Annotated in this window: 17 protein-coding genes; 1 reads left to right on the forward strand and 16 read right to left on the reverse strand. The window is 60.3% G+C overall.

The genetic code is table 11. The features are described 5' to 3' along the window. Positions 1 to 8: 8 nt before the first annotated feature. Positions 9 to 1,121, reverse strand: coding sequence for an S-(hydroxymethyl)glutathione dehydrogenase/class III alcohol dehydrogenase (locus M1E04_RS19165; protein WP_065989814.1), 1,113 nt, complete (start codon positions 1,119 to 1,121; stop codon positions 9 to 11). A 103-nt stretch (positions 1,122 to 1,224) separates the two neighbouring features. On the opposite strand from M1E04_RS19165, the gene M1E04_RS19170 reads away from it, so the two are divergent. Continuing rightward, positions 1,225 to 2,121 (forward strand): LysR substrate-binding domain-containing protein, encoded by an 897-nt coding sequence (locus M1E04_RS19170; protein WP_192132152.1) that lies wholly within the window; start codon positions 1,225 to 1,227, stop codon positions 2,119 to 2,121. A 5-nt stretch (positions 2,122 to 2,126) separates the two neighbouring features. Here M1E04_RS19170 and ispD read toward each other — a convergent pair whose 3' ends face one another. The 15 genes from ispD to bamA all read right to left on the reverse strand — a co-directional run bounded on the left by ispD (position 2,127) and on the right by bamA (position 20,707). Next, positions 2,127 to 2,837: a 2-C-methyl-D-erythritol 4-phosphate cytidylyltransferase gene (gene ispD / locus M1E04_RS19175; RefSeq protein WP_456291874.1), complete on the reverse strand. Its 711-nt coding sequence runs from the start codon at positions 2,835 to 2,837 to the stop codon at positions 2,127 to 2,129. A gap of 10 nt (positions 2,838 to 2,847) precedes the next feature. Next, on the reverse strand, positions 2,848 to 3,126 hold the full coding sequence (ftsB, locus tag M1E04_RS19180) for a cell division protein FtsB (RefSeq protein ID WP_037014212.1): 279 nt from the start codon (positions 3,124 to 3,126) through the stop codon (positions 2,848 to 2,850). Between the two features lie 159 nt (positions 3,127 to 3,285). Then, positions 3,286 to 4,572: a phosphopyruvate hydratase gene (gene eno, locus M1E04_RS19185; protein ID WP_122537377.1), complete on the reverse strand. Its 1,287-nt coding sequence runs from the start codon at positions 4,570 to 4,572 to the stop codon at positions 3,286 to 3,288. Between the two features lie 170 nt (positions 4,573 to 4,742). Then, complete coding sequence (kdsA, locus tag M1E04_RS19190) at positions 4,743 to 5,588, reverse strand: 3-deoxy-8-phosphooctulonate synthase (protein ID WP_065989822.1); 846 nt, start codon at positions 5,586 to 5,588, stop codon at positions 4,743 to 4,745. Between the two features lie 14 nt (positions 5,589 to 5,602). Continuing rightward, complete coding sequence (locus M1E04_RS19195; protein WP_192132158.1) at positions 5,603 to 7,234, reverse strand: CTP synthase; 1,632 nt, start codon at positions 7,232 to 7,234, stop codon at positions 5,603 to 5,605. Between the two features lie 272 nt (positions 7,235 to 7,506). Next, on the reverse strand, positions 7,507 to 8,844 hold the full coding sequence (tilS, locus tag M1E04_RS19200) for a tRNA lysidine(34) synthetase TilS (RefSeq protein ID WP_192132160.1): 1,338 nt from the start codon (positions 8,842 to 8,844) through the stop codon (positions 7,507 to 7,509). A gap of 79 nt (positions 8,845 to 8,923) precedes the next feature. Next, the gene (locus tag M1E04_RS19205) at positions 8,924 to 9,871 is read right to left on the reverse strand and encodes an acetyl-CoA carboxylase carboxyltransferase subunit alpha (protein ID WP_065989826.1); all 948 of its coding nucleotides are present in this window, start codon (positions 9,869 to 9,871) and stop codon (positions 8,924 to 8,926) included. Positions 9,872 to 9,998: 127 nt separating this feature from the next. Further along, positions 9,999 to 13,520 (reverse strand): DNA polymerase III subunit alpha, encoded by a 3,522-nt coding sequence (gene dnaE / locus M1E04_RS19210; protein WP_456291875.1) that lies wholly within the window; start codon positions 13,518 to 13,520, stop codon positions 9,999 to 10,001. Between the two features lie 71 nt (positions 13,521 to 13,591). Next, on the reverse strand, positions 13,592 to 14,233 hold the full coding sequence (gene rnhB, locus M1E04_RS19215; RefSeq protein WP_122622967.1) for a ribonuclease HII: 642 nt from the start codon (positions 14,231 to 14,233) through the stop codon (positions 13,592 to 13,594). Between the two features lie 11 nt (positions 14,234 to 14,244). After that, positions 14,245 to 15,381 carry a lipid-A-disaccharide synthase gene (gene lpxB, locus M1E04_RS19220; protein ID WP_456291876.1) on the reverse strand — a complete coding sequence of 379 codons (1,137 nt, stop codon included), beginning with the start codon at positions 15,379 to 15,381 and terminating at the stop codon, positions 14,245 to 14,247. Positions 15,382 to 15,383: 2 nt separating this feature from the next. Beyond that, the gene (gene lpxA / locus M1E04_RS19225; protein WP_192132166.1) at positions 15,384 to 16,160 is read right to left on the reverse strand and encodes an acyl-ACP--UDP-N-acetylglucosamine O-acyltransferase; all 777 of its coding nucleotides are present in this window, start codon (positions 16,158 to 16,160) and stop codon (positions 15,384 to 15,386) included. Further along, a complete protein-coding gene (gene fabZ, locus M1E04_RS19230; RefSeq protein ID WP_037014232.1) occupies positions 16,157 to 16,597 on the reverse strand; it encodes a 3-hydroxyacyl-ACP dehydratase FabZ in 441 nt (146 codons plus the stop codon). The genes lpxA and fabZ overlap by 4 nt, the downstream gene beginning before the upstream one ends. A 111-nt stretch (positions 16,598 to 16,708) precedes the next feature. Further along, positions 16,709 to 17,764, reverse strand: coding sequence for a UDP-3-O-(3-hydroxymyristoyl)glucosamine N-acyltransferase (gene lpxD / locus M1E04_RS19235; RefSeq protein WP_192132168.1), 1,056 nt, complete (start codon positions 17,762 to 17,764; stop codon positions 16,709 to 16,711). A 5-nt stretch (positions 17,765 to 17,769) separates the two neighbouring features. Then, on the reverse strand, positions 17,770 to 18,273 hold the full coding sequence (locus tag M1E04_RS19240; protein WP_037014235.1) for an OmpH family outer membrane protein: 504 nt from the start codon (positions 18,271 to 18,273) through the stop codon (positions 17,770 to 17,772). Positions 18,274 to 18,319: 46 nt separating this feature from the next. Beyond that, positions 18,320 to 20,707: an outer membrane protein assembly factor BamA gene (gene bamA, locus M1E04_RS19245; protein WP_192132171.1), complete on the reverse strand. Its 2,388-nt coding sequence runs from the start codon at positions 20,705 to 20,707 to the stop codon at positions 18,320 to 18,322. Positions 20,708 to 20,731 lie beyond the last annotated feature (24 nt).

Below are 20,731 nucleotides of genomic sequence, written 5' to 3' on the forward strand. Positions count from 1 at the left end.
GCTGCTCCTCAGAAATGAATGACGGTACGGATGCTTTTGCCTTCGTGCATCAGGTCAAAGGCTTCGTTGATCCGGTCCAGGCCCATGGTGTGGGTGATGAAGGTGTCCAGCGGGATCTCGCCGGCCTGCGCTTTTTCGACGTAGCTTGGCAGTTCGGTGCGGCCTTTGACGCCGCCGAAAGCCGAGCCGCGCCAGACGCGACCGGTCACCAGTTGAAACGGACGTGTGGAGATTTCCTGACCTGCGCCAGCGACGCCGATAATCACCGATTCGCCCCAGCCCTTGTGGCACGATTCCAGCGCCGCACGCATCAGATTCACATTGCCTACGCACTCGAAGCTGTAATCGACGCCGCCGTCGGTCATTTCAACGATGACTTCCTGAATCGGCTTGTCGTGGTCCTTTGGATTGACGAATTCTGTTGCACCCAGTTCACGAGCCACGTCGAATTTGGACGGGTTGATGTCGACCGCGATGATGCGCGAGGCCTTGGCCATTTTTGCGCCGATGATCGCGGCCAGGCCGATACCGCCCAGACCGAAGACCGCCACAGTGGCGCCCTCCTCGACCTTGGCCGTGTTCAGCACCGCGCCGATGCCGGTGGTCACGCCACAACCGAGCAGGCAGACCTTCTCCAAAGGCGCTTCCTTGGGGATTTTTGCCAGGGAGATTTCCGGGACCACGGTGTATTCGGAGAACGTCGAGCAGCCCATGTAGTGGTAGATCGGCTGGCCGTTGTAGCTGAAACGGGTGGTGCCGTCGGGCATCAGGCCTTTGCCCTGGGTGGCGCGGACTTTCTGGCAGAGGTTGGTCTTGCCGGATTTGCAGAATTTGCACTCGCGGCATTCGGCGGTGTACAGCGGAATGACGTGGTCGCCCACGGCGAGTGAGGTCACGCCTTCGCCGATGGCTTCCACAACGCCGCCACCTTCGTGACCGAGGATGCACGGGAAGACGCCTTCGGAATCAGCACCGGACAGGGTGTAGGCATCGGTGTGGCAAACGCCGGATGCCACGTTACGAATCAACACTTCGCCGGCTTTAGGGGCCTCAACGTCCACTTCGACGATCTGCAGTGGTTCATTAGGCGCGAAAGCTACGGCAGCACGTGACTTGATCATCATGATCTCCAGCTAAATAAAAACGAGCCATGAGTGTAATGCAGTGCTGGCTGATTAATAATCGGCCTGAAAGCAAAACATTAATGCTGTCCAGGGACAATCTATGCAGGTCAATCGCTGGGAAGGTCTGGACGAGTTCGTCGCCGTCGCCGAGTGCGGGCAGTTCACCGCCGCGGCTGAGCGACTAGGGGTGTCTTCATCGCACATCAGTCGACAGATCGCGCGGCTGGAAGAGCGCTTGCAAACACGCTTGCTCTATCGCAGCACCCGCAAGGTCGCGCTGACCGAAGCCGGCCAGACGTTTTTGCATCATTGCCAGCGCTTGCAGGACGGGCGAGAAGAAGCGCTGCGCGCGGTGACAGACCTGACCAGCGAGCCGAAGGGGTTGCTACGGATGACCTGCGCCGTGGCGTACGGCGAGCGGTTCATCGCCCCGCTGGTGACACGCTTCATGGAGGACTACCCGCAACTGCGCGTGGACATCGAGCTGACCAACAACACGCTGGATCTGGTGCATGAAGGTCTGGACCTGGCGATCCGGCTGGGTCGGTTGCAGGAATCGCGACTGGTGGCCGCCCGGCTGGCGCCGCGCAAGATGTACCTGTGCGCCTCCCCTGCCTATCTCGAACGCTATGGCCGTCCCCACAGCGTGTCGGAACTGGCGCGACACAACTGCCTGATCGGCAGCTCGGACAGTTGGCTATTGCAACAAAACGGACGGGAATTTTCCCAGCGGGTGCAAGGCAACTGGCGCTGCAACAGTGGGCAGGCAGTGCTGGATGCGGCATTGCGCGGGGTCGGGCTGTGTCAGCTTCCGGATTACTACGTGCTGGAACATCTCAAGCGCGGTGCGCTGGTGTCGCTGCTGGATGCCCATCAGCCGCCGAACACCGCCGTCTGGGCGCTGTACCCGCAGCAGCGGCATCTGTCGCCCAAGGTGAGGAAGCTGGTGGACTACCTGAAGGCGGGACTGGCTTCCCGGGAGGAGTACAGCCTGTAGGCGGATTAGCCGTTGAATTCCACACGCCGCTGGCGCAGCCATTCGAGGTCTTCCGGGCGGGTTACCTTGATGTTGTCCGCGCGCCCTTCAATCAGACGCGGGGATTGCCCGGCCCACTCGATGGCCGAGGCTTCATCGGTGATCGCCACATTCGACACCAGACTGTCCGCCAGCGCGCGATGCAGCGCCCCCAGACGAAACATCTGCGGCGTATAGGCCTGCCAGATCAGGCTGCGATCCACCGTTTCGGTCACGCGGCCATCGGCATCGGCGCGCTTGAGGGTGTCTTTGGCCGGCACCGCCAGCAGGCCGCCGACCGGATCATCCGCCAGTTCGCCGAGCAGACGATCGAGGTCCGACCGCGCCAGATTCGGGCGTGCTGCGTCATGCACCAGCACCCAGTCGTTGTCATCGGCGCCATTGGCGTGCAGGTGCAGCAGTGCATTGAGCACCGAGTCCGCACGCTCTTTGCCCCCTGCAACCTGCTGAATCCGGGAATCCAGCGCGCAAGGCAATGCAGGCCAATACGGGTCATCCACAGCCAGACTGACCACCAGGCCCTTGAGCCGGGGGTGATCGAGAAAACAAAGCAGGCTGTGTTCAATAATCGTGAGGCCGCCCAATTGCAGGTATTGCTTGGGACGGTCCGCCGCCATGCGCGCGCCAACGCCCGCTGCGGGAATCACTGCCCAGAAGGCAGGAAGGGATTGAGTCATTACGCCAACGTCACTGTGCCAACTGATAAAGGGTTTCGCCGTCCTTGACCATGCCCAATTCATGACGGGCACGCTCTTCAACGGTTTCGAGGCCTTTTTTCAGCTCCAGCACTTCCGCGTCCAGGACTCGGTTACGCTCCAGCAGAGCATCGTTTTCGGCGTGTTGATCGGCGATTTGCTGCGTCAGACTGGCCACCTGCGCGAGACTGCCGTTACCTACCCATAGGCGATACTGCAAGCCAGCGAGCATCAAAAGCAGAACGAGGAACAACCAGTTAGGACTGCGCATTGTGAATATCTGTTACCCGGCGAATAAAGACAGCAAAACCGACCATTTCAAATGCCCATAAGCCCGGTGGTCACCGGGCTCATGGATCAGGACGACAAGAGAAGTCACCTTTAAGAGACTTCTCCTACAACGCCTGCTGCCTTTTTACCACCTTTGCAATCAGCCGCGAAACTCGCCGCGACCACGGTACACCGCTTTGGCGCCCAGTTGCTCTTCGATACGCAGCAGCTGGTTGTACTTGGCGATACGGTCGGAACGGCTCAACGAACCGGTCTTGATCTGGCCGGCAGCGGTGCCCACGGCCAGGTCGGCAATGGTGGAGTCTTCGGTTTCGCCGGAACGGTGCGAGATCACGGCGGTGTAACCCGCAGCCTTGGCCATCTGGATGGCTTCCAGCGTTTCGGTGAGCGTGCCGATCTGGTTGAACTTGATCAGGATCGAGTTACCGATCTTCTTGTCGATGCCTTCTTTCAGGATCTTGGTGTTGGTCACGAACAGATCGTCGCCCACCAACTGGATCTTGTCGCCGATTTTGTCGGTGAGGACTTTCCAGCCATCCCAGTCCGATTCGTCCAGACCGTCTTCGATGGAGATGATCGGGTGCTTGCTGACCAGATCAGCCAGGTAGTCGGCGAAACCGGCGGAGTCGTATTCGCCTTCTTCGCTCAGCACGTACTTGCCGTTCTTGTAGAACTCGCTCGCTGCGCAGTCCAGCGCCAGGGTCACGTCGGTGCCCAGCTTGTAGCCCGCGTTGGCAACGGCTTCAGCGATGGCGTCCAGTGCGTCACCGTTGGAGTTCAGGTTCGGTGCGAAGCCACCTTCGTCGCCCACGGCAGTGTTCAGGCCGCGCGCTTTCAATACCGCTTTGAGGTGGTGGAAAATCTCGGTGCCCCAGCGCAGGCCTTCGGAGAAGGTCTTGGCGCCCACCGGCTGAATCATGAATTCCTGGATGTCGATGTTGTTATCGGCATGCTCGCCACCGTTGATGATGTTCATCATCGGGACCGGCATCGAGTAAACACCCGGCGTGCCGTTCAGGTTGGCGATGTGCGCGTACAACGGCAGATCCTGGTCCTGAGCGGCCGCTTTGGCAGCAGCCAGGGACACAGCGAGGATCGCGTTGGCGCCCAGGCTGGCTTTGTTCTCGGTACCGTCCAGCTGGATCATCGCGTGATCCAGGGCTTTCTGGTCAACCGGGTCTTTGCCCAGCAGCAGGTCGCGGATCGGGCCATTGATGTTGGCCACAGCCTTCAGAACGCCCTTGCCCATGTAACGGCTCTTGTCGCCATCACGCAGCTCAAGCGCTTCACGCGAGCCGGTGGAAGCACCGGACGGCGCGCAGGCGCTGCCGATGATGCCGTTGTCGAGGAGCACGTCTGCTTCCACGGTGGGATTGCCACGGGAGTCGAGAACTTCACGACCTTTGATGTCGACGATTTTTGCCATTGTTGTTAACACTCCAAGATTGACGAAAACGACGCAGCTGGGAAAACGATTCGGCGTCTCAGGGCTCTAGGACAACGGGCAGGCCCTGAAACGACAATTTTCCCGACCCTTTGGTCGGGAAAACAACGAACGGCACTCTACCGGAGGGCTCGGCGCCGGAGAAGCGGGTTTTACGCCGTTTCGATCGTCGGGAAGCTTTTAACGAGTTCGTCGAGCGCCTTGAGCTGGGCCAGAAACGGCTCCAGCTTGTCCAGGCGCAGGGCGCAGGGACCGTCACATTTGGCGTTGTCCGGATCCGGGTGGGCTTCCAGAAACAGACCGGCCAGGCCCTGACTCATCCCGGCCTTGGCCAGATCGGTCACTTGGGCGCGACGACCGCCAGCAGAGTCGGAGCGACCGCCCGGCATCTGCAAGGCGTGGGTCACGTCGAAAAACACCGGGTATTCGAACGATTTCATGATGCCGAAACCGAGCATATCGACGACCAGGTTGTTGTAACCGAAGCTCGAACCACGCTCGCACAGGATCAACTGATCGTTACCCGCTTCCACGCACTTGGCGAGGATGTGCTTCATCTCGTGAGGCGCGAGGAACTGGGCTTTCTTGATGTTGATCACGGCGCCGGTCTTGGCCATGGCCACGACCAGGTCAGTCTGGCGGGACAGGAAGGCCGGCAACTGAATGATGTCGCAGACTTCCGCCACGGTCGCGGCCTGATCAGGCTCGTGCACGTCGGTGATGATCGGCACGCCGAAGGCTTGCTTGATGTCCTGGAAAATCCGCATGCCTTCTTCAAGGCCCGGACCACGGTACGAAGTCACCGAAGAACGGTTGGCCTTGTCGAAGCTGGCCTTGAACACGTAGGGAATGCCGAGCTTCTCGGTCACTCGCACGTATTCTTCACAGACCTGCATCGCCATGTCGCGCGACTCCAGGACGTTCATGCCGCCGAACAGAACCATAGGCTTGTCGTTGGCGATGTCGATCGAGCCGACGCGGATGATTTTCTGTGCCATGTGATAAATCCCTGTCAGCCGTTCTTCTGGTGTTGAGCAAGCGCTGCCTTGACGAAACCACTGAACAACGGGTGGCCATCGCGGGGCGTAGAGGTGAACTCGGGGTGGAACTGGCACGCCACGAACCACGGATGGTCAGGAGACTCGACCACTTCAACCAGCGCGCCATCACCGGAGCGACCGGAGATTTTCAGACCGGCCTCGACCAGTTGCGGCAGCAGATTGTTGTTCACTTCATAACGGTGACGATGGCGCTCGACGATGACGTCGTTTGCGTAGCAATCGTGCACCAGCGAACCCGGCTCCAGCAGACACTCCTGGGCGCCCAGACGCATGGTGCCGCCCAGGTCCGAGGTCTCGGTGCGGGTTTCGACAGCACCGGTGGCGTCTTCCCATTCGGTGATCAGACCGACGACAGGATGCTGGCTGGCGCGATCGAACTCGGTGGAGTTGGCGTCTTTCCAGCCCAGCACGTTACGGGCGAACTCGATGACCGCCACCTGCATGCCCAGGCAGATCCCCAGGTACGGCACCTTGTTTTCGCGAGCGAACTGCACCGCCGTGATCTTGCCCTCGACGCCACGCAGACCGAAGCCGCCCGGTACGAGAATCGCGTCAACGCCTTCGAGCAGGCCGGTGCCCTGGTTTTCGATGTCTTCGGAATCGATATAGCGCAGGTTGACCTTGGTGCGGTTGCTGATGCCGGCGTGACTCATCGCTTCGATCAGCGACTTGTACGCATCGAGCAGCTCCATGTACTTGCCGACCATTGCGATGGTGACTTCGTGTTCCGGATTGAGCTTGGCGTCGACGACCTTTTCCCACTCGGACAGGTCGGCGCTGCCGCACTGCAGACCGAAGCGCTCGACGACGAAATCATCAAGGCCCTGGGAATGCAGGATGCCCGGGATCTTGTAGATGGTGTCGGCGTCTTCGAGGGCGATGACCGCACGCTCTTCAACGTTGGTGAACTGCGCGATCTTGCGGCGCGACGAGATGTCGATCGGGTGGTCGGAACGGCAGACCAGTACGTCTGGCTGCAGGCCGATCGAACGGAGTTCCTTCACCGAATGCTGAGTCGGCTTGGTCTTGGTCTCGCCCGCAGTGGCGATGTACGGAACCAGCGTCAGGTGCATGAGCATGGCGCGCTTGGCGCCCACTTCGAAACGCAGCTGACGGATCGCTTCGAGGAACGGTTGCGACTCGATGTCGCCCACGGTGCCGCCGATTTCGACCATGGCGACGTCAGCATCGCCGGCGCCCTTGATGATGCGACGCTTGATTTCGTCGGTGATGTGCGGGATCACCTGAATGGTCGCGCCCAGATAATCACCACGGCGCTCTTTGCGCAGGACGTGTTCGTACACACGGCCGGTGGTGAAGTTGTTGTTCTGGGTCATGGTGGTGCGAATGAAACGCTCGTAGTGACCCAGGTCCAGGTCAGTTTCGGCGCCGTCGTGGGTGACGAACACCTCACCGTGCTGGAACGGACTCATGGTGCCGGGATCGACGTTGATGTAGGGGTCCAGCTTGAGCATGGTGACCTTAAGTCCCCTCGCCTCCAGGATGGCCGCCAATGAAGCCGAGGCGATGCCTTTCCCCAATGAAGAAACAACACCGCCCGTGACGAAGATGTAGCGCGTCATGAAAAACCCTAGAAGTCTGCGTTAAAGCGGTCAGAGCCGCCGGGGAAAGCGAAGGAAGGCCGAAGCCCCCGACAACCCGCGTGTTTCACTGTGCGGTTTCGAATCTGTTGCGCCCAAGTCAACGACCGACCTTGAAAAGGTCTGTCCGTGGCTCGCCACTTTTTTGAGAATCGCCCAGTAAAGACTGGCTGGTAATCGGCAACTTGCATCGTTCCGGAAGGATCGACATAAGCTGTATCAAGAAGGGAGCGTAGTCTACCGGAAACGCCCATTCAGCTCAAACTTTGGTCATTCGTCGGTGGCAACCAGTGCAATCGCCAGTCGCCACGGGGGCTGGCGTCCAGTCCCGGCAGGTTTGCCACGGCCAATAACTGCTCGCCGCGGTATAACAGCGGCAATCGGCCGCGCAGAAACACCGGCACGCCCTTCTCGTTGAGCAGCCTTTTCAGGTCTCGACGTCCACGGTCCGGCACATCGAAGGTTTCGCCGCCCTGGCGGTAGTGCACGTGCAGACCGCCCGCCGGCGCAGCGCCGAGGATCTGCAGCATGCCGTTGCCCGGCAGCGTGAGGGGTTGCGAGGCCAGGGACCAGTGTTGCGAGCCGGCGACATTTTTCAGCCAGATCCCCGACAGCCACCAGATGCGCCCCTCGGCCCGGTGCATCTGACCCTCGGCCAGTCGCCAGATGGGCCGACCGTCCGGACCGGCATCGCGCAACGAGTCCCAGCCCGCCCAGTGATCGGTATCGGGCAATCGAGTGAGCGGCGCCAGCCAGTGGCGCAATGCATTGCGTTGCCGGGCAGGAGACAGCGCTTCGAGCGGCGCGAGCTCAAGAGACGGCATGTCCAGCCAGGGCCAGGGGCACGGGGTATCGGCCAGAGCCAGATCCTGCACCGCCAGTTCGTCCAGCAACTGCTGGGCTTCGGCCAGATGCCCGGCGCTGCGGGCCATACTCGCAATCGCTTGCGGCCAGCGGCTCGTCACCAGCGGCAGCACATGGCTGCGCAGGTAGTTGCGCGAAAAACGGCTGTCTTTGTTGCTCGGGTCCTCGATCCAGCTCAAACCCTGTTCCCGGGCATAGGCCTCGAGGGTGGCGCGGGATTCGTCCAGCAGCGGCCGAAGCAACTGTCCTGCGCCCAACGGACGCTGCGCCGGCATGGCGGCCAGTCCGCGCACCCCGGCGCCACGTAGCAGTCGGAACAGCAAGGTTTCAGCCTGATCGTCACGGTGCTGGGCCGTGAGCAGCACCTCGCCGGGCCCCAGGGTTGAGTTGAATGCGGCGTAGCGAGCGTCGCGTGCCGCTTGCTCAAGGCTTGCACCGGGGCGCACCTGGACGTCGATGACCTGCATCGGCACGCCCAGAATCTGGCACATCTGCCGACAATGCACCGGCCACGAGGCCGCCACAGCCTGAAGGCCATGGTTGACGTGAACCGCAGTCAGAGGGGGAAGCGCGTGAACCCTGGCCAGTTCGGCCAGCATATGAAGCAGGACAGTGGAATCGAGCCCACCAGAGAAAGCGACCCGCCAGCCGGCTGCATCACGCCAGGGTTCAAGGCGTGACAGCAGACGTCTGGAGAGTGCGAGTGCGATGCTGTCCGGTTTGCTCATGCTGGTTAACCCTGCTTAAAGCTCGCCGGACCGGTAGCGTCACCGGGTTCGGTGACGCTCTTCATGCAGAACGGTCCGGTTAAAGGCCATAGCTCATCAGGCGGTCGTAACGGCGGGCCAGCAGCGCGTCGTTATCGAATTTCTGGAGCATGCTCAGTTGGCTGCTCAATTCTTCGCGGATCAATGCAGCGGCAGCGGCCGGGTCACGGTGCGCGCCGCCCAGTGGCTCGTTGATCACCTTGTCGACGATGCCCAAGCCCTTCAAACGCTCGGCAGTGATGCCCATCGCTTCGGCGGCGTCCGGCGCCTTCTCGGCGGTTTTCCACAGAATGGACGCGCAGCCTTCCGGCGAGATCACCGCGTAGGTCGAATACTGCAGCATGTTCAGTTGATCGCACACGCCAATGGCCAGTGCGCCGCCCGAACCGCCTTCGCCAATCACGGTGGCAATGATCGGAGTCTTCAACCGCGCCATTACGCGCAGGTTCCAGGCGATGGCTTCGCTCTGGTTACGCTCCTCGGCGTCGATGCCAGGATAAGCGCCCGGCGTGTCGATGAAGGTCAGAATCGGCATCTTGAAGCGCTCGGCCATTTCCATCAGGCGGCAGGCCTTGCGATAGCCTTCAGGACGCGGCATGCCGAAGTTGCGGCGAACCTTTTCGCGTACTTCTCGCCCCTTCTGATGACCGATCACCATCACCGGCTGGTCGTTAAGACGGGCAATACCGCCGACGATTGCGGCGTCGTCGGAGAAGTGGCGATCGCCATGCAGCTCGTCGAACTCGGTGAAGATGTGTTGAATGTAGTCCAGGGTGTACGGACGACGCGGATGACGCGCCATGCGCGCGATCTGCCAACTGGTCAGGTTGCCGAAAATGCTTTCGGTGAGCGTATTGCTCTTCTCTTGCAGTCGAGAGATTTCGTCGCCGATGTTCAGCGAGTTGTCATTGCCCACCAGACGTAGCTCTTCAATCTTGGCTTGCAGGTCAGCAATCGGCTGTTCGAAATCCAGAAAATTCGGGTTCATAGGCATCCGTCTTGGGTCGACGGCCAAGAGGCCGGCCGGTTGATCCGATAAGCGCCCTACCTTAATGGAGCGGGCGCCTTTCGGTCGAGTTTAAAGTGTCGAGTCATCAATATTGAGCTGATCGGTGTCAGCGATACTGCAGGAAGACGTTCTCTCGTCCGAACTGGTCACGCAGCGCCTGAATCAGGCTGTCTGCGGGATCGATCCACCACGCTTCGCCGAACTGCAGCAGTGCCTTGGCTTCCTGCCCGGTGTAGTCAAGGGTGATCGGGCACGCGCCGCGGTGCTTCTTGCACAGTTCGCCCAGCCAGCGCAGCCGGTCGCCCTTGAGCGCTTCGGCACGCACGTTCAGGCGCAGACTCTCCGCCAGCCCGGTGCGCGCTTCTTCCAGGCTCATCACCCGTTTGGCGCGTAACCGCAAGCCCCCGGAGAAATCGTCGGTACTGACCTCCCCTTCCACCACCACCATGGCGTCGGTTTGCAGCAGCGACTGGGCGGCCTGGAACGAATCGGCAAAGAGCGACGCTTCGATACGCCCTGAACGGTCGTCCAGGGTGATGAAGCCCATCTTGTCGCCCTTTTTGTTTTTCATCACCCGCAGCGCGATGATCAGACCGGCAATGGTCTGGGTTTCCCGCGAGGGTTTCAGATCAACAATACGTTGGCGCGCGAAGCGGCGGATCTCACCTTCGTATTCGTCGATCGGGTGGCCGGTCAGGTACAGGCCCAGGGTTTCTTTCTCGCCACGCAGCCGTTCCTTGAGCGTGACCTCTTTGGCGCTGCGATGGTTCGCGTAAACGTCGGCGTCGGCTTCGACGAACAGGCCGCCGAAGAGATCGGCATGGCCGCTGTCGTGACTGCGCGCGGTCTGCTCGGCGGCCTGAATGGCTTCTTCCAGCGCGGCCAGCAGCACGCCGCGATTGCGATCAATGTTGGCTTGGTACTGTTTCGGTTCGTCATAGAAGAACGGGCCGAGACGGTCCAGGGCACCACTGCGAATCAGGCCATCGAGGGTGCGCTTGTTCACGCGCTTGAGGTCGATGCGGGCGCAGAAATCGAACAGATCGGCAAACGGGCCTTCCTGACGCGCTTCGGTGATGGCTTCCACCGGGCCTTCGCCGACGCCCTTGATCGCACCGAGGCCATAGACGATACGGCCGTCGTCGTTCACGGTGAACTTGAATTCGGAGTTGTTCACGTCCGGCGCATCCAGGCGCAGTTTCATGATCCGCACTTCTTCGATCAAGGTCACGACCTTGTCGGTGTTGTGCATGTCCGCTGAAAGCACCGCCGCCATGAATGGCGCCGGGTAGTGACGCTTGAGCCAGGCAGTCTGGTACGACACCAGCCCGTAGGCCGCCGAGTGCGACTTGTTGAAACCGTAACCGGCGAATTTCTCTACCAGGTCGAAAATGTTACCGGCCAGGTCCGGGTCGATATTGTTGGTCTTGCAGCCCTCAATGAAACCGCCGCGCTGCTTGGCCATTTCCTCGGGCTTCTTTTTACCCATTGCACGACGCAACATGTCTGCGCCGCCGAGGGTGTAGCCGGCCATGACCTGCGCAATCTGCATCACCTGTTCCTGATACAGGATGATGCCGTAGGTCGGCGCAAGCACCGGCTTGAGGCCTTCGTACTGGTAATCGACGTGGGGGTACGACAGCTCCGCACGACCGTGCTTGCGGTTGATGAAGTCGTCAACCATGCCCGATTGCAAAGGACCGGGGCGGAACAGCGCCACCAGTGCGATCAAGTCTTCCAGGCAGTCAGGCTTGAGCTTTTTGATCAGCTCTTTCATGCCGCGGGATTCAAGCTGGAAGACGGCCGTGGTTTCGGCGCGCTGCAGCAGCTCGTAGGTCGGCATGTCGTCCAGCGGGATGAACGCGATGTCGAGGGGTTCTTCGTCGACCTTGGCGCGGTCGCGGTTAATCGTCTTCAGTGCCCAGTCGATGATGGTCAGGGTGCGCAGACCGAGGAAGTCGAACTTCACCAGACCGGCTGCCTCGACGTCATCCTTGTCGAACTGGGTGACCAGGCCGCCGCCCTCTTCATCGCAGTAGATCGCCGAGAAGTCAGTCAGTTTGGTCGGCGCGATGACCACGCCGCCGGCGTGCTTGCCGACGTTACGCACAACGCCTTCGAGCTTGCGCGCCATTTCCCAGATTTCCGCCGCTTCCTCATCCACCTTGAGGAAGTCGCGCAGGATCTCTTCCTGCTCGTAGGCTTTTTCAAGGGTCATGCCGACTTCGAAGGGGATCATCTTCGACAGACGATCGGCCAATCCGTAGGACTTGCCCTGCACCCGCGCCACGTCACGGACCACCGCCTTCGCGGCCATGGAACCGAAGGTGATGATCTGGCTGACCGCGTTGCGACCGTATTTTTCGGCCACGTACTCGATGACCCGATCGCGACCGTCCATGCAGAAGTCGACGTCGAAGTCGGGCATGGAAACCCGCTCGGGGTTAAGGAAACGTTCGAACAGCAGGTCGTATTCCAGCGGGTCGAGGTCGGTGATCTTCTGCACATAGGCCACCAGCGAGCCGGCACCCGACCCCCGGCCCGGACCCACCGGCACGCCGTTGCTCTTGGCCCACTGGATAAAGTCCATAACGATCAGGAAGTAACCGGGGAACCCCATCTGGATGATGATATCCAGCTCGAAATTCAGGCGGTCAACGTAAACCTGTCGCTTGGCCTCGTAGTCCGGCGTGGTCTCTTTCGGCCAGAGCACGGCAAGGCGCTCTTCCAGCCCCTCGAAGGACACCTTGCGGAAATACTCGTCGATGGTCATGCCATCGGGGATCGGGAAGTTGGGCAGAAAGTGCGTGCCCAGCTTGACGTCGATATTGCAACGCTTGGCGATCTCGACGGTGTTGGCGAGGGCGTCCGGCAGATCGCTGAACAGCTCAGCCATCTCCTCCGCGCTCTTCAGGTACTGCTGGTCGCTGTAGTTGTGCGAGCGGCGCGGATCATCCAGCGCCCGGCCTTCGCCGATGCACACGCGGGTCTCGTGGGCTTCGAAATCTTCCTGCTTGATGAAACGCACGTCGTTGCTGGCGACCAGCGGCACGCCGTGGCGCTCGGCCAGGGCGACGGCGGCGTGCAGGTGCTCTTCATCATTGATGCGGTTGGTGCGCTGGACTTCGATGTAGAAGCGGTCCTGGAAAACCGTCAGCCACTCTTTCAGCAACTCATCGGCTTCCGCCGGATTGCCGCCGAGCAGGGCCATGCCGATCTCGCCTTCCTTGGCCGCAGACAGGGCAATCAGCCCTTCGCTGGCCTCGGCCACCCACTCGCGCTCGATCACTACCAGGCCATTGCGCTGGCCATGCATGAAGCCTCGGGAAATCAGCTCTGTGAGGTTGAGGTAGCCTTTGGGGTTCATCACCAACAGGCTCAAACGGCTGAGCGGTGCATCGCGGTCACGCCCGGCCAGCCAGACGTCGGCGCCGCAGATCGGCTTAATGCCCGCGCCCATGGCCGCTTTGTAGAACTTCACCAGCGAGCACATGTTGTGCTGATCGGTCACCGCCACGGCCGGCATGTTCATGGCCGTGAGCGCCTTGACCAACGGTTTTACACGGACCAGACCATCAACGAGGGAGTATTCGGTGTGCAGGCGTAGATGAACGAAAGAAGCCGGCATGGGTGATCCTATGGTGCACAAAAAACGAAGGCCGGATTGTACCGGCCATTCAGAAAAACATCAGCCCGCGATCAACTGAGTGGCAGCGACATGAAGCCGGTGGAGACCATCATGTCCCGTGCAGCCCAGGCCTGACGGACCGGACCGAACGAACGCCGATGAATCGGCGTAGGCCCCAACCGCGCCAGTGCTTCGAGGTGCACGGCGGTGGGATAACCTTTATGGCCGCCGATGCCGTAGCCCGGATAAAGCAGCTCCATGCGCGCCATTTCCCGGTCGCGACTGACCTTGGCCAGAATCGAGGCGGCGGCAATGGCCGGCACGTGAGCATCGCCCTGAATGACCGGCGCGCTGGGCACCGACAGCTGCGGGCAGCGATTGCCGTCGATCAGCGCCAGCTTCGGCGTGATGATCAAGCCTTCTACCGCGCGCTTCATCGCCAGCATGGTGGCGTGAAGAATATTCAGCTCATCGATCTCTTCGACCTCGGCCCGCGCGATGTGCCAGCACAGCGCTTTCTCGCAGATCTCGTCGAACAGTCTTTCGCGCTTGGCTTCGGTGAGCTTCTTCGAATCGTTCAGGCCCAGAATCGGACGCTTGGGATCAAGAATGACGGCCGCAGTGACAACGGCGCCACACAGTGGGCCGCGGCCGACTTCGTCGACACCGGCGACCAGATCCTCGACAAGATTGAAGTCCAGACCCATTTGCATTGATTGCCTGCTCATTGTGAAGGCGTTGCGCCAATCAGGTTCAACACCGCTTCGGCGGCCTGATTGGACGCATCGCGACGCAAGGTTCGGTGAATCGCGTCGAAGCCAGCCGTCTGTGCGTCGCCGTTATCCAGCAACGGCAACAGCGTCTGCGCCAGGGCTTCGGCGGTCGCCGCGTCCTGCAGAAGCTCCGGGACCAGCAACCGCTGGGCCAGCAGGTTCGGCAGCGACACGTACGGGCTCTTCACCATCCGCTTGAGTATCCAGTAAGTCAGTGGCGCCATACGATAGGCAACCACCATCGGTCGTTTGTACAGCAACGCTTCCAGGGTCGCTGTGCCGGAAGCGATCAGCACGGCATTGCACGCGGCCAGCGCCACGTGGGACTGGCCGTCGAGCAGGGTGAGCGGAAGATCGCGGCCTTGCAGAAGTTGCTCAATCTGTTCACGGCGCTGAGGGCTGGCGCAGGGCAGCACGAAACGGATGTCGGGGCGCGCGGCCAGCAGGCGCTCGGCTGCGTCAAAAAACAGCGCACCGAGGCGTCCGACTTCGCCACCGCGACTGCCCGGCATCAACGCAACCACCGGACCTTCGCCCAGGCCAAGTTCAGCACGCGCGGCCCGTTGATCCGCCTGCAGCGGAATGGCGTCGGCCAGCGGATGCCCGACAAAGCGCACCGGCACGCCCTTCTCTTCATAGAAACGGGCTTCGAACGGCAGCAAGGTCAGCATCAAGTCGCAGCCTTCGCGGATTTTCAGGACACGCTTCTGCCGCCACGCCCACACGGAGGGGCTGACGTAGTGTACGGTCTTGATGCCGGCCTGACGCAGCTTGAGTTCGATATTGAGGGTGAAATCCGGCGCGTCGATACCGATGAACACGTCCGGCTTTGCGTCGATGAGGGTCTGAATCAGCAACTTGCGCCGGGCGAGCAGCTCTTTGAGGCGACCCAGCACTTCCACGAGGCCCATGACCGACAGGCGCTCCATCGGAAAATACGACGTCATGCCCTGGGCTTCCATGAGCGGCCCGCCGACACCGATGAATTCGGCGTCCGGATGCCGCGCCTTGATCGCACGCATCAAGCCGGAGCCGAGGATGTCGCCGGAGGCCTCTCCGGCCGCCAGCGCAATACGCAAGCGAGCCATGGTCAGCGGGTGATGCCGCGAGTCGAAGACTGGATGGACGTGAGGAACAGCTCGACTTCGGGGAACTGCGCAGCGGGTTCGCTCAGCTCGACCATCGCCTGTTCCACGGTCAGGCCCTGACGGTAGACGGTCTTGTAGGCGCGGCGCAGCGCATGAATCGCTTCCTCGGAGAACCCCCGACGACGCATGCCTTCGAAGTTCATGCTGCGGGCTTCGGCAGGGTTGCCAAACACGGTGACAAACGCCGGAACGTCCTTGCCGATGGCAGTGCCCATGCCGGAAAAGCTGTGCGCGCCGATGTGGCAATACTGATGCACCAGGGTAAACCCGGACAGAATGGCCCAGTCATCCACGTGCACATGACCGGCCAACGCCGTGTTGTTGACCAGAATGCAGTGATTGCCTATGACGCTGTCATGGCCGATGTGCGCGTAGGCCATGATCAGGTTGTGGTCACCCAGGGTGGTTTCCGCACGGTCCTGAATGGTGCCACGGTGGATCGTCACGCCTTCGCGGATGACGTTGTGGTCACCGATTACCAGACGCGTCGCTTCACCTTTGTATTTCAGATCAGGCGTGTCCTCACCTACCGAAGAAAACTGGTAGATGTGGTTGTGTTTACCGATCTTGGTCGGGCCGCGCAGGATCACATGCGGACCGATCACTGTACCCTCGCCGATTTCCACACCAGGTCCGACGATCGACCACGGGCCGACCTCCACATTGTCGGCCAGCACGGCCGTCGGATCGATGATTGCGCGAGAGTCAATCAAACTCATAGTTTGCGTTCCGCACAGATGATTTCAGCCGAGCACACCGGCTTGCCATCAACCGATGCCTGGCACTCGAACTTCCAGATCTGCCGCTTGCAGCTCAGGAACTTCGCTTCGAGGATCAGCTGATCACCCGGCAGCACGGGCTGGCGGAAGCGCAGCTTGTCGGAGCCGACGAAGTAATACAGGGTGCCATCGGCAGGCTTCACATCGAGCATCTTGAAACCCAGGATGCCGGCAGCTTGAGCCATGGCCTCAATGATCAGCACGCCCGGCATGATCGGGTGCTGCGGAAAGTGACCGTTGAAGAAAGGCTCGTTGATGCTGACGTTCTTGTAGGCACGAATGCTCTTGGTCTCGACATCCAGCTCCACCACACGGTCCACAAGCAGGAACGGGTAACGGTGCGGCAGATATTCGCGGATTTCGTTGATGTCCATCATTTCGAAAGGAAGCCTGTAGTAAAGAGTGGGAGGGCGCGACTAACGCGCGTCACTCCTCTAGCAAATCAAGGAGGCAGTTTATCGGCTGTGCACGCTTGATAAGAAAAAGTATCAGCTATCAGATGAAGGCTTACCGCCTGAGGTCACCGCCTCGACAATCTTTTCCAGATGCTGCAGACGTCGCGCCATGTCGTCGAGATGACGCATGCGTGCCGCGCTCTTGCGCCACTCCGCGGCCGGCTGCATGGCTGTCCCGGAAGAATACCAGCCCGGCTCTGTGATCGACCGCGTCACCATGGTCATGCCGGTGACGACAACCCCATCACAAAGCTCGATATGGCCCACCAGCCCGACACCGCCGGCCAACTGGCAGTGTTTGCCGATCTTGGCGCTGCCCGAAATGCCAACACACGCAGCCATGGCCGTGTGGTCGCCGATCTGGACGTTGTGGGCGATCTGAATCTGGTTATCCAGCTTCACGCCGTTGCCGATGCGCGTATCGTCCATGGCGCCGCGGTCGATCGCGGTGTTCACGCCAATTTCGACATCGTCACCGACGGTCACACCGCCAATCTGCGCGACCTTCTGCCAGACGCCTTTCTCGTTGGCGAAACCAAAACCTTCGCCACCCAATACCGCACCGGACTGAATGACCACCCGCTGCCCGATGCGAACGTCGTGATACAGCGTGACGCGCGGTGCAAGCCAGCCACCCTCGCCAATCACGCTGCGGGCACCGATGAAGCAATGGGCACCAATGGTCACACCGGCCGCAATCCGCGCTCCGCTCTCGATGACAGCATAAGCGCCGACGCTGGCCGCCGGGTCGACGAAAGCGTCTGCGGCCACTACTGCAGTCGGGTGTACGCCGACGGCAGCTTTGGGCTTGGGATCGAACAGATGGGAAATACGGGCGTAGGCCAGATACGGATCAGGCACCAGCAACGCGTCGGCGGCATACCCTTCTGCATCCGCCGGCTTGAGCAGCACGGCAGCGGCGTGGGTGGTCGCGAGGAATTTTCGGTACTTGGGATTGTCCAGAAAGCTGACCTGATCGGGACCGGCTTCCTGCAAGGTTGCCAGTCCCGTGATTTGCTTGTCCGCCGGGCCACGCAGAGTGGCGCCGAGGAACTCGGCCAAGTGGCCGAGTGTGGTCGTCATAGTCATGAAACTTACTTCAGCTGATTCATGCGCTCGATGACCTGGCGAGTGACGTCGTATTGCGGCTTGACGTCAATCACGGCACCGCGCTCGAACACCAGGTCAAAGCCGCCTTTCTTGATCACTTCTTCCACAGCCTGGTCCAGCTTGGGCTTGAGTTGCTTGAGCATGTCGCGGTCAGCAACAGCCTTGGCTTCGTTCAGCTCTTTGGACTGGAACTGGAAATCACGGGCTTTTTGCTTGAAGTCCAGTTCCAGACGCTCGCGCTCAGGCTGGGCCATTTTGTCGCCACCGGCGACCAGACGATCCTGAATGCCTTTGGCGCTGCTTTCCAGAGCCTTGAGTTTGGTCAGCTGAGGTCCGAATTTTTTCTCTGCATCCACGGCGTACCGTTTGGCTGCGTCGGATTCGAGCAGGGCCATTTGGTAGTTCAGTACTGCGATTTTCATGTCAGCAAATGCCGGGCCTGCGATCAGAACCGTTGCCAGCAATGCCAATTGGGTCAACTTACGCACGATGTAACTCCTACAGAATCCGTTGTCGTTAGCAGTGATCAGACCCTTAGAAGGTCTGACCGAGAGAGAATTGGAAGACCTGGGTTTCGGTGCTGTCGTCCGGTTTCTTGACCGGCATCGCCAGGGCAAAACTCAACGGACCCAGTGCAGTGACCCACGTCACGCCGACACCGACGGAGCTCGCCAGGCCGGAGAGATCAGGGCCATTACATTCGACCTTCTGACCGTCAGTCGTCGTCTTCTGGGAACCGCAGTTGGTGTTAAAGGTGTTACCCACATCCCAGAAGATCGAGGTACGCAGCGAACGCTGGTCCTTGATGAATGGCAGCGGAAACAGGATTTCCGCACCACCGGTGATCAGGACGTTACCACCGAACGGCAGCGGATCTTGATCCGGGTCAGCAATGGTTCCTGGCTTACCGCCGTTCTCAGCACTACGACTTGGTGTACTGCGCGGACCGAGCGTACTGTCCTTGAAGCCGCGAACCGAGTTGAAACCACCGGCGTAGTAATTCTCGTAGAACGGCAGACCGGACGTGGAACCATAACCGTCGCCATAGCCCAGCTCCGAGTGCAGACGCAGGGTGTAGTTGTTGGTGATCGGGTGGAACAACTGACCGCGGTAATCAAGTTTGAAGAACGACAGGTCGCTGCCCGGAATGGTGGTTTCCAGGGTCAGGCTCTGGGAGCTACCACGGGTTGGCAAGGTGCCTTTGTTCAGGGTCGACTCGGACCAGCCCACCGACGCCTTGAAGTTGGTGAAGCTGTCGCCTTCCTTCTCGATGAAGTCGAAGATCTCATCAACGGTGTATTTACCGGTGCTCAGTTCATCCTTCTGTACCGACAGGCCGAAGTTCAGGCGAGAAGTCTCGCTGATCGGGTAGCCCATGTTGATGCCGGCACCCAGGCTGTCAACCGAATAGCTCGCTACGTCGACGTCAAGGTCGTCGTAGTCGGTCTTGCGGTAGAACGCGCTGTAGCCAAGGCTCACACCGTCCGGCGTGAAGTACGGATTGACGTAGCTGAAGTTGTAACGGGTCTGGTATTCGCTTTTGGTCAGGCCGATGCTGACCTTGTTACCCGTACCCAGGAAGTTGTTCTGGCTGATGGAGCCACCGAGGATCAGACCCGCGCTCTGCGCAAAGCCGACACTGGCGGTGATCGAACCGGACGCCTGCTCTTCAACGGCGTAGTTCACGTCTACCTGATCGTCGGTGCCAGGCACCGCCGGGGTTTCAACGTTCACTTCCTTGAAGAAGCCCAAACGGTCAAGACGGGTCTTGGACTGGTCGATCAGGTAAGTGGAGGCCCAGCCGCCTTCCATCTGACGCATTTCGCGGCGTAGCACTTCGTCTGCTGTCTTGGTGTTGCCACGGAAGTTGATGCGGTTGACGTAAGCACGCTTGCCCGGATCGACGACGAAAGTGATATCGACCGTGTGGTCTTCATCGTTCGGGGTCGGCACACCGTTGACGTTGGCGAAGGTGTAACCCTCGTTACCCAGACGGCGGGTGATCAGCTCGGAGGTGGTGGTCATCACCTTACGGGAGAACACCTGGCCCGGCTTGACCAGCAGCAGCGATTTGACCTGATCTTCAGGGACCTTGAGGTCACCGCTCAGCTTGACCGACTTGACGCTGTACTTCTCGCCTTCATGAATGTTGACGGTGATGTACACGCTCTTCTTGTCGGGCGTGATGGATACCTGAGTCGAGGCGATATCCATGTTGATATAGCCGCGGTCGAGGTAGTACGAACGCAGACGTTCCAGGTCACCGGAGAGCTTCTCACGGGCGTACTTGTCGTCGTTCTTGAAGAAGGAAAGCCAGTTGGTGGTCTTCAGTTCGAACAGATCCACCAGATCGTCTTCAGGGAAGACCGAGTTGCCCACCACGTTGATGTGCTGGATGGCGGCAACTGCGCCCTCGTTGATGTTGATCTTCAGACCCACACGGTTACGCGGCTGCGGCACGACTTCGGTGGCGACTTCTGCAGAGTAACGACCCTGTGCAACGTACTGACGTTGCAGCTCGTTGCGCACGCCTTCCAGCGTTGCACGCTGGAAAATCTCGCCTTCGGCCAGACCCGACTGCTTCAGACCCTTCATCAGGTCCTCGGTGGTGATCGCTTTGTTGCCTTCGATCTCGATACTCGAAACCGACGGACGCTCGACAACTGTGATGACCAGGACGTTGCCGTCGCGGCCCAGCTGGATGTCCTGGAAAAATCCGGTTTTGAACAGCGCGCGAGTTGCGTCGACAAGACGCCCATCATCGGCCTGTTCACCCACGTTCAACGGCAGCGCGCCAAACACGCTGCCGGCGGAAACCCGCTGCAGACCGTTGACACGGATATCGGAGATAGTGAAGGACTCGGCGTGAACTTCGGCGATCATCAGTACGGCAAGAACCGCAGTTAGCAGCAGACGTTTCATGAAGTCCTTTCTTATTCCAACTGG

The sequence above is a fragment of the Pseudomonas sp. AK106 genome, assembly GCF_053903055.1.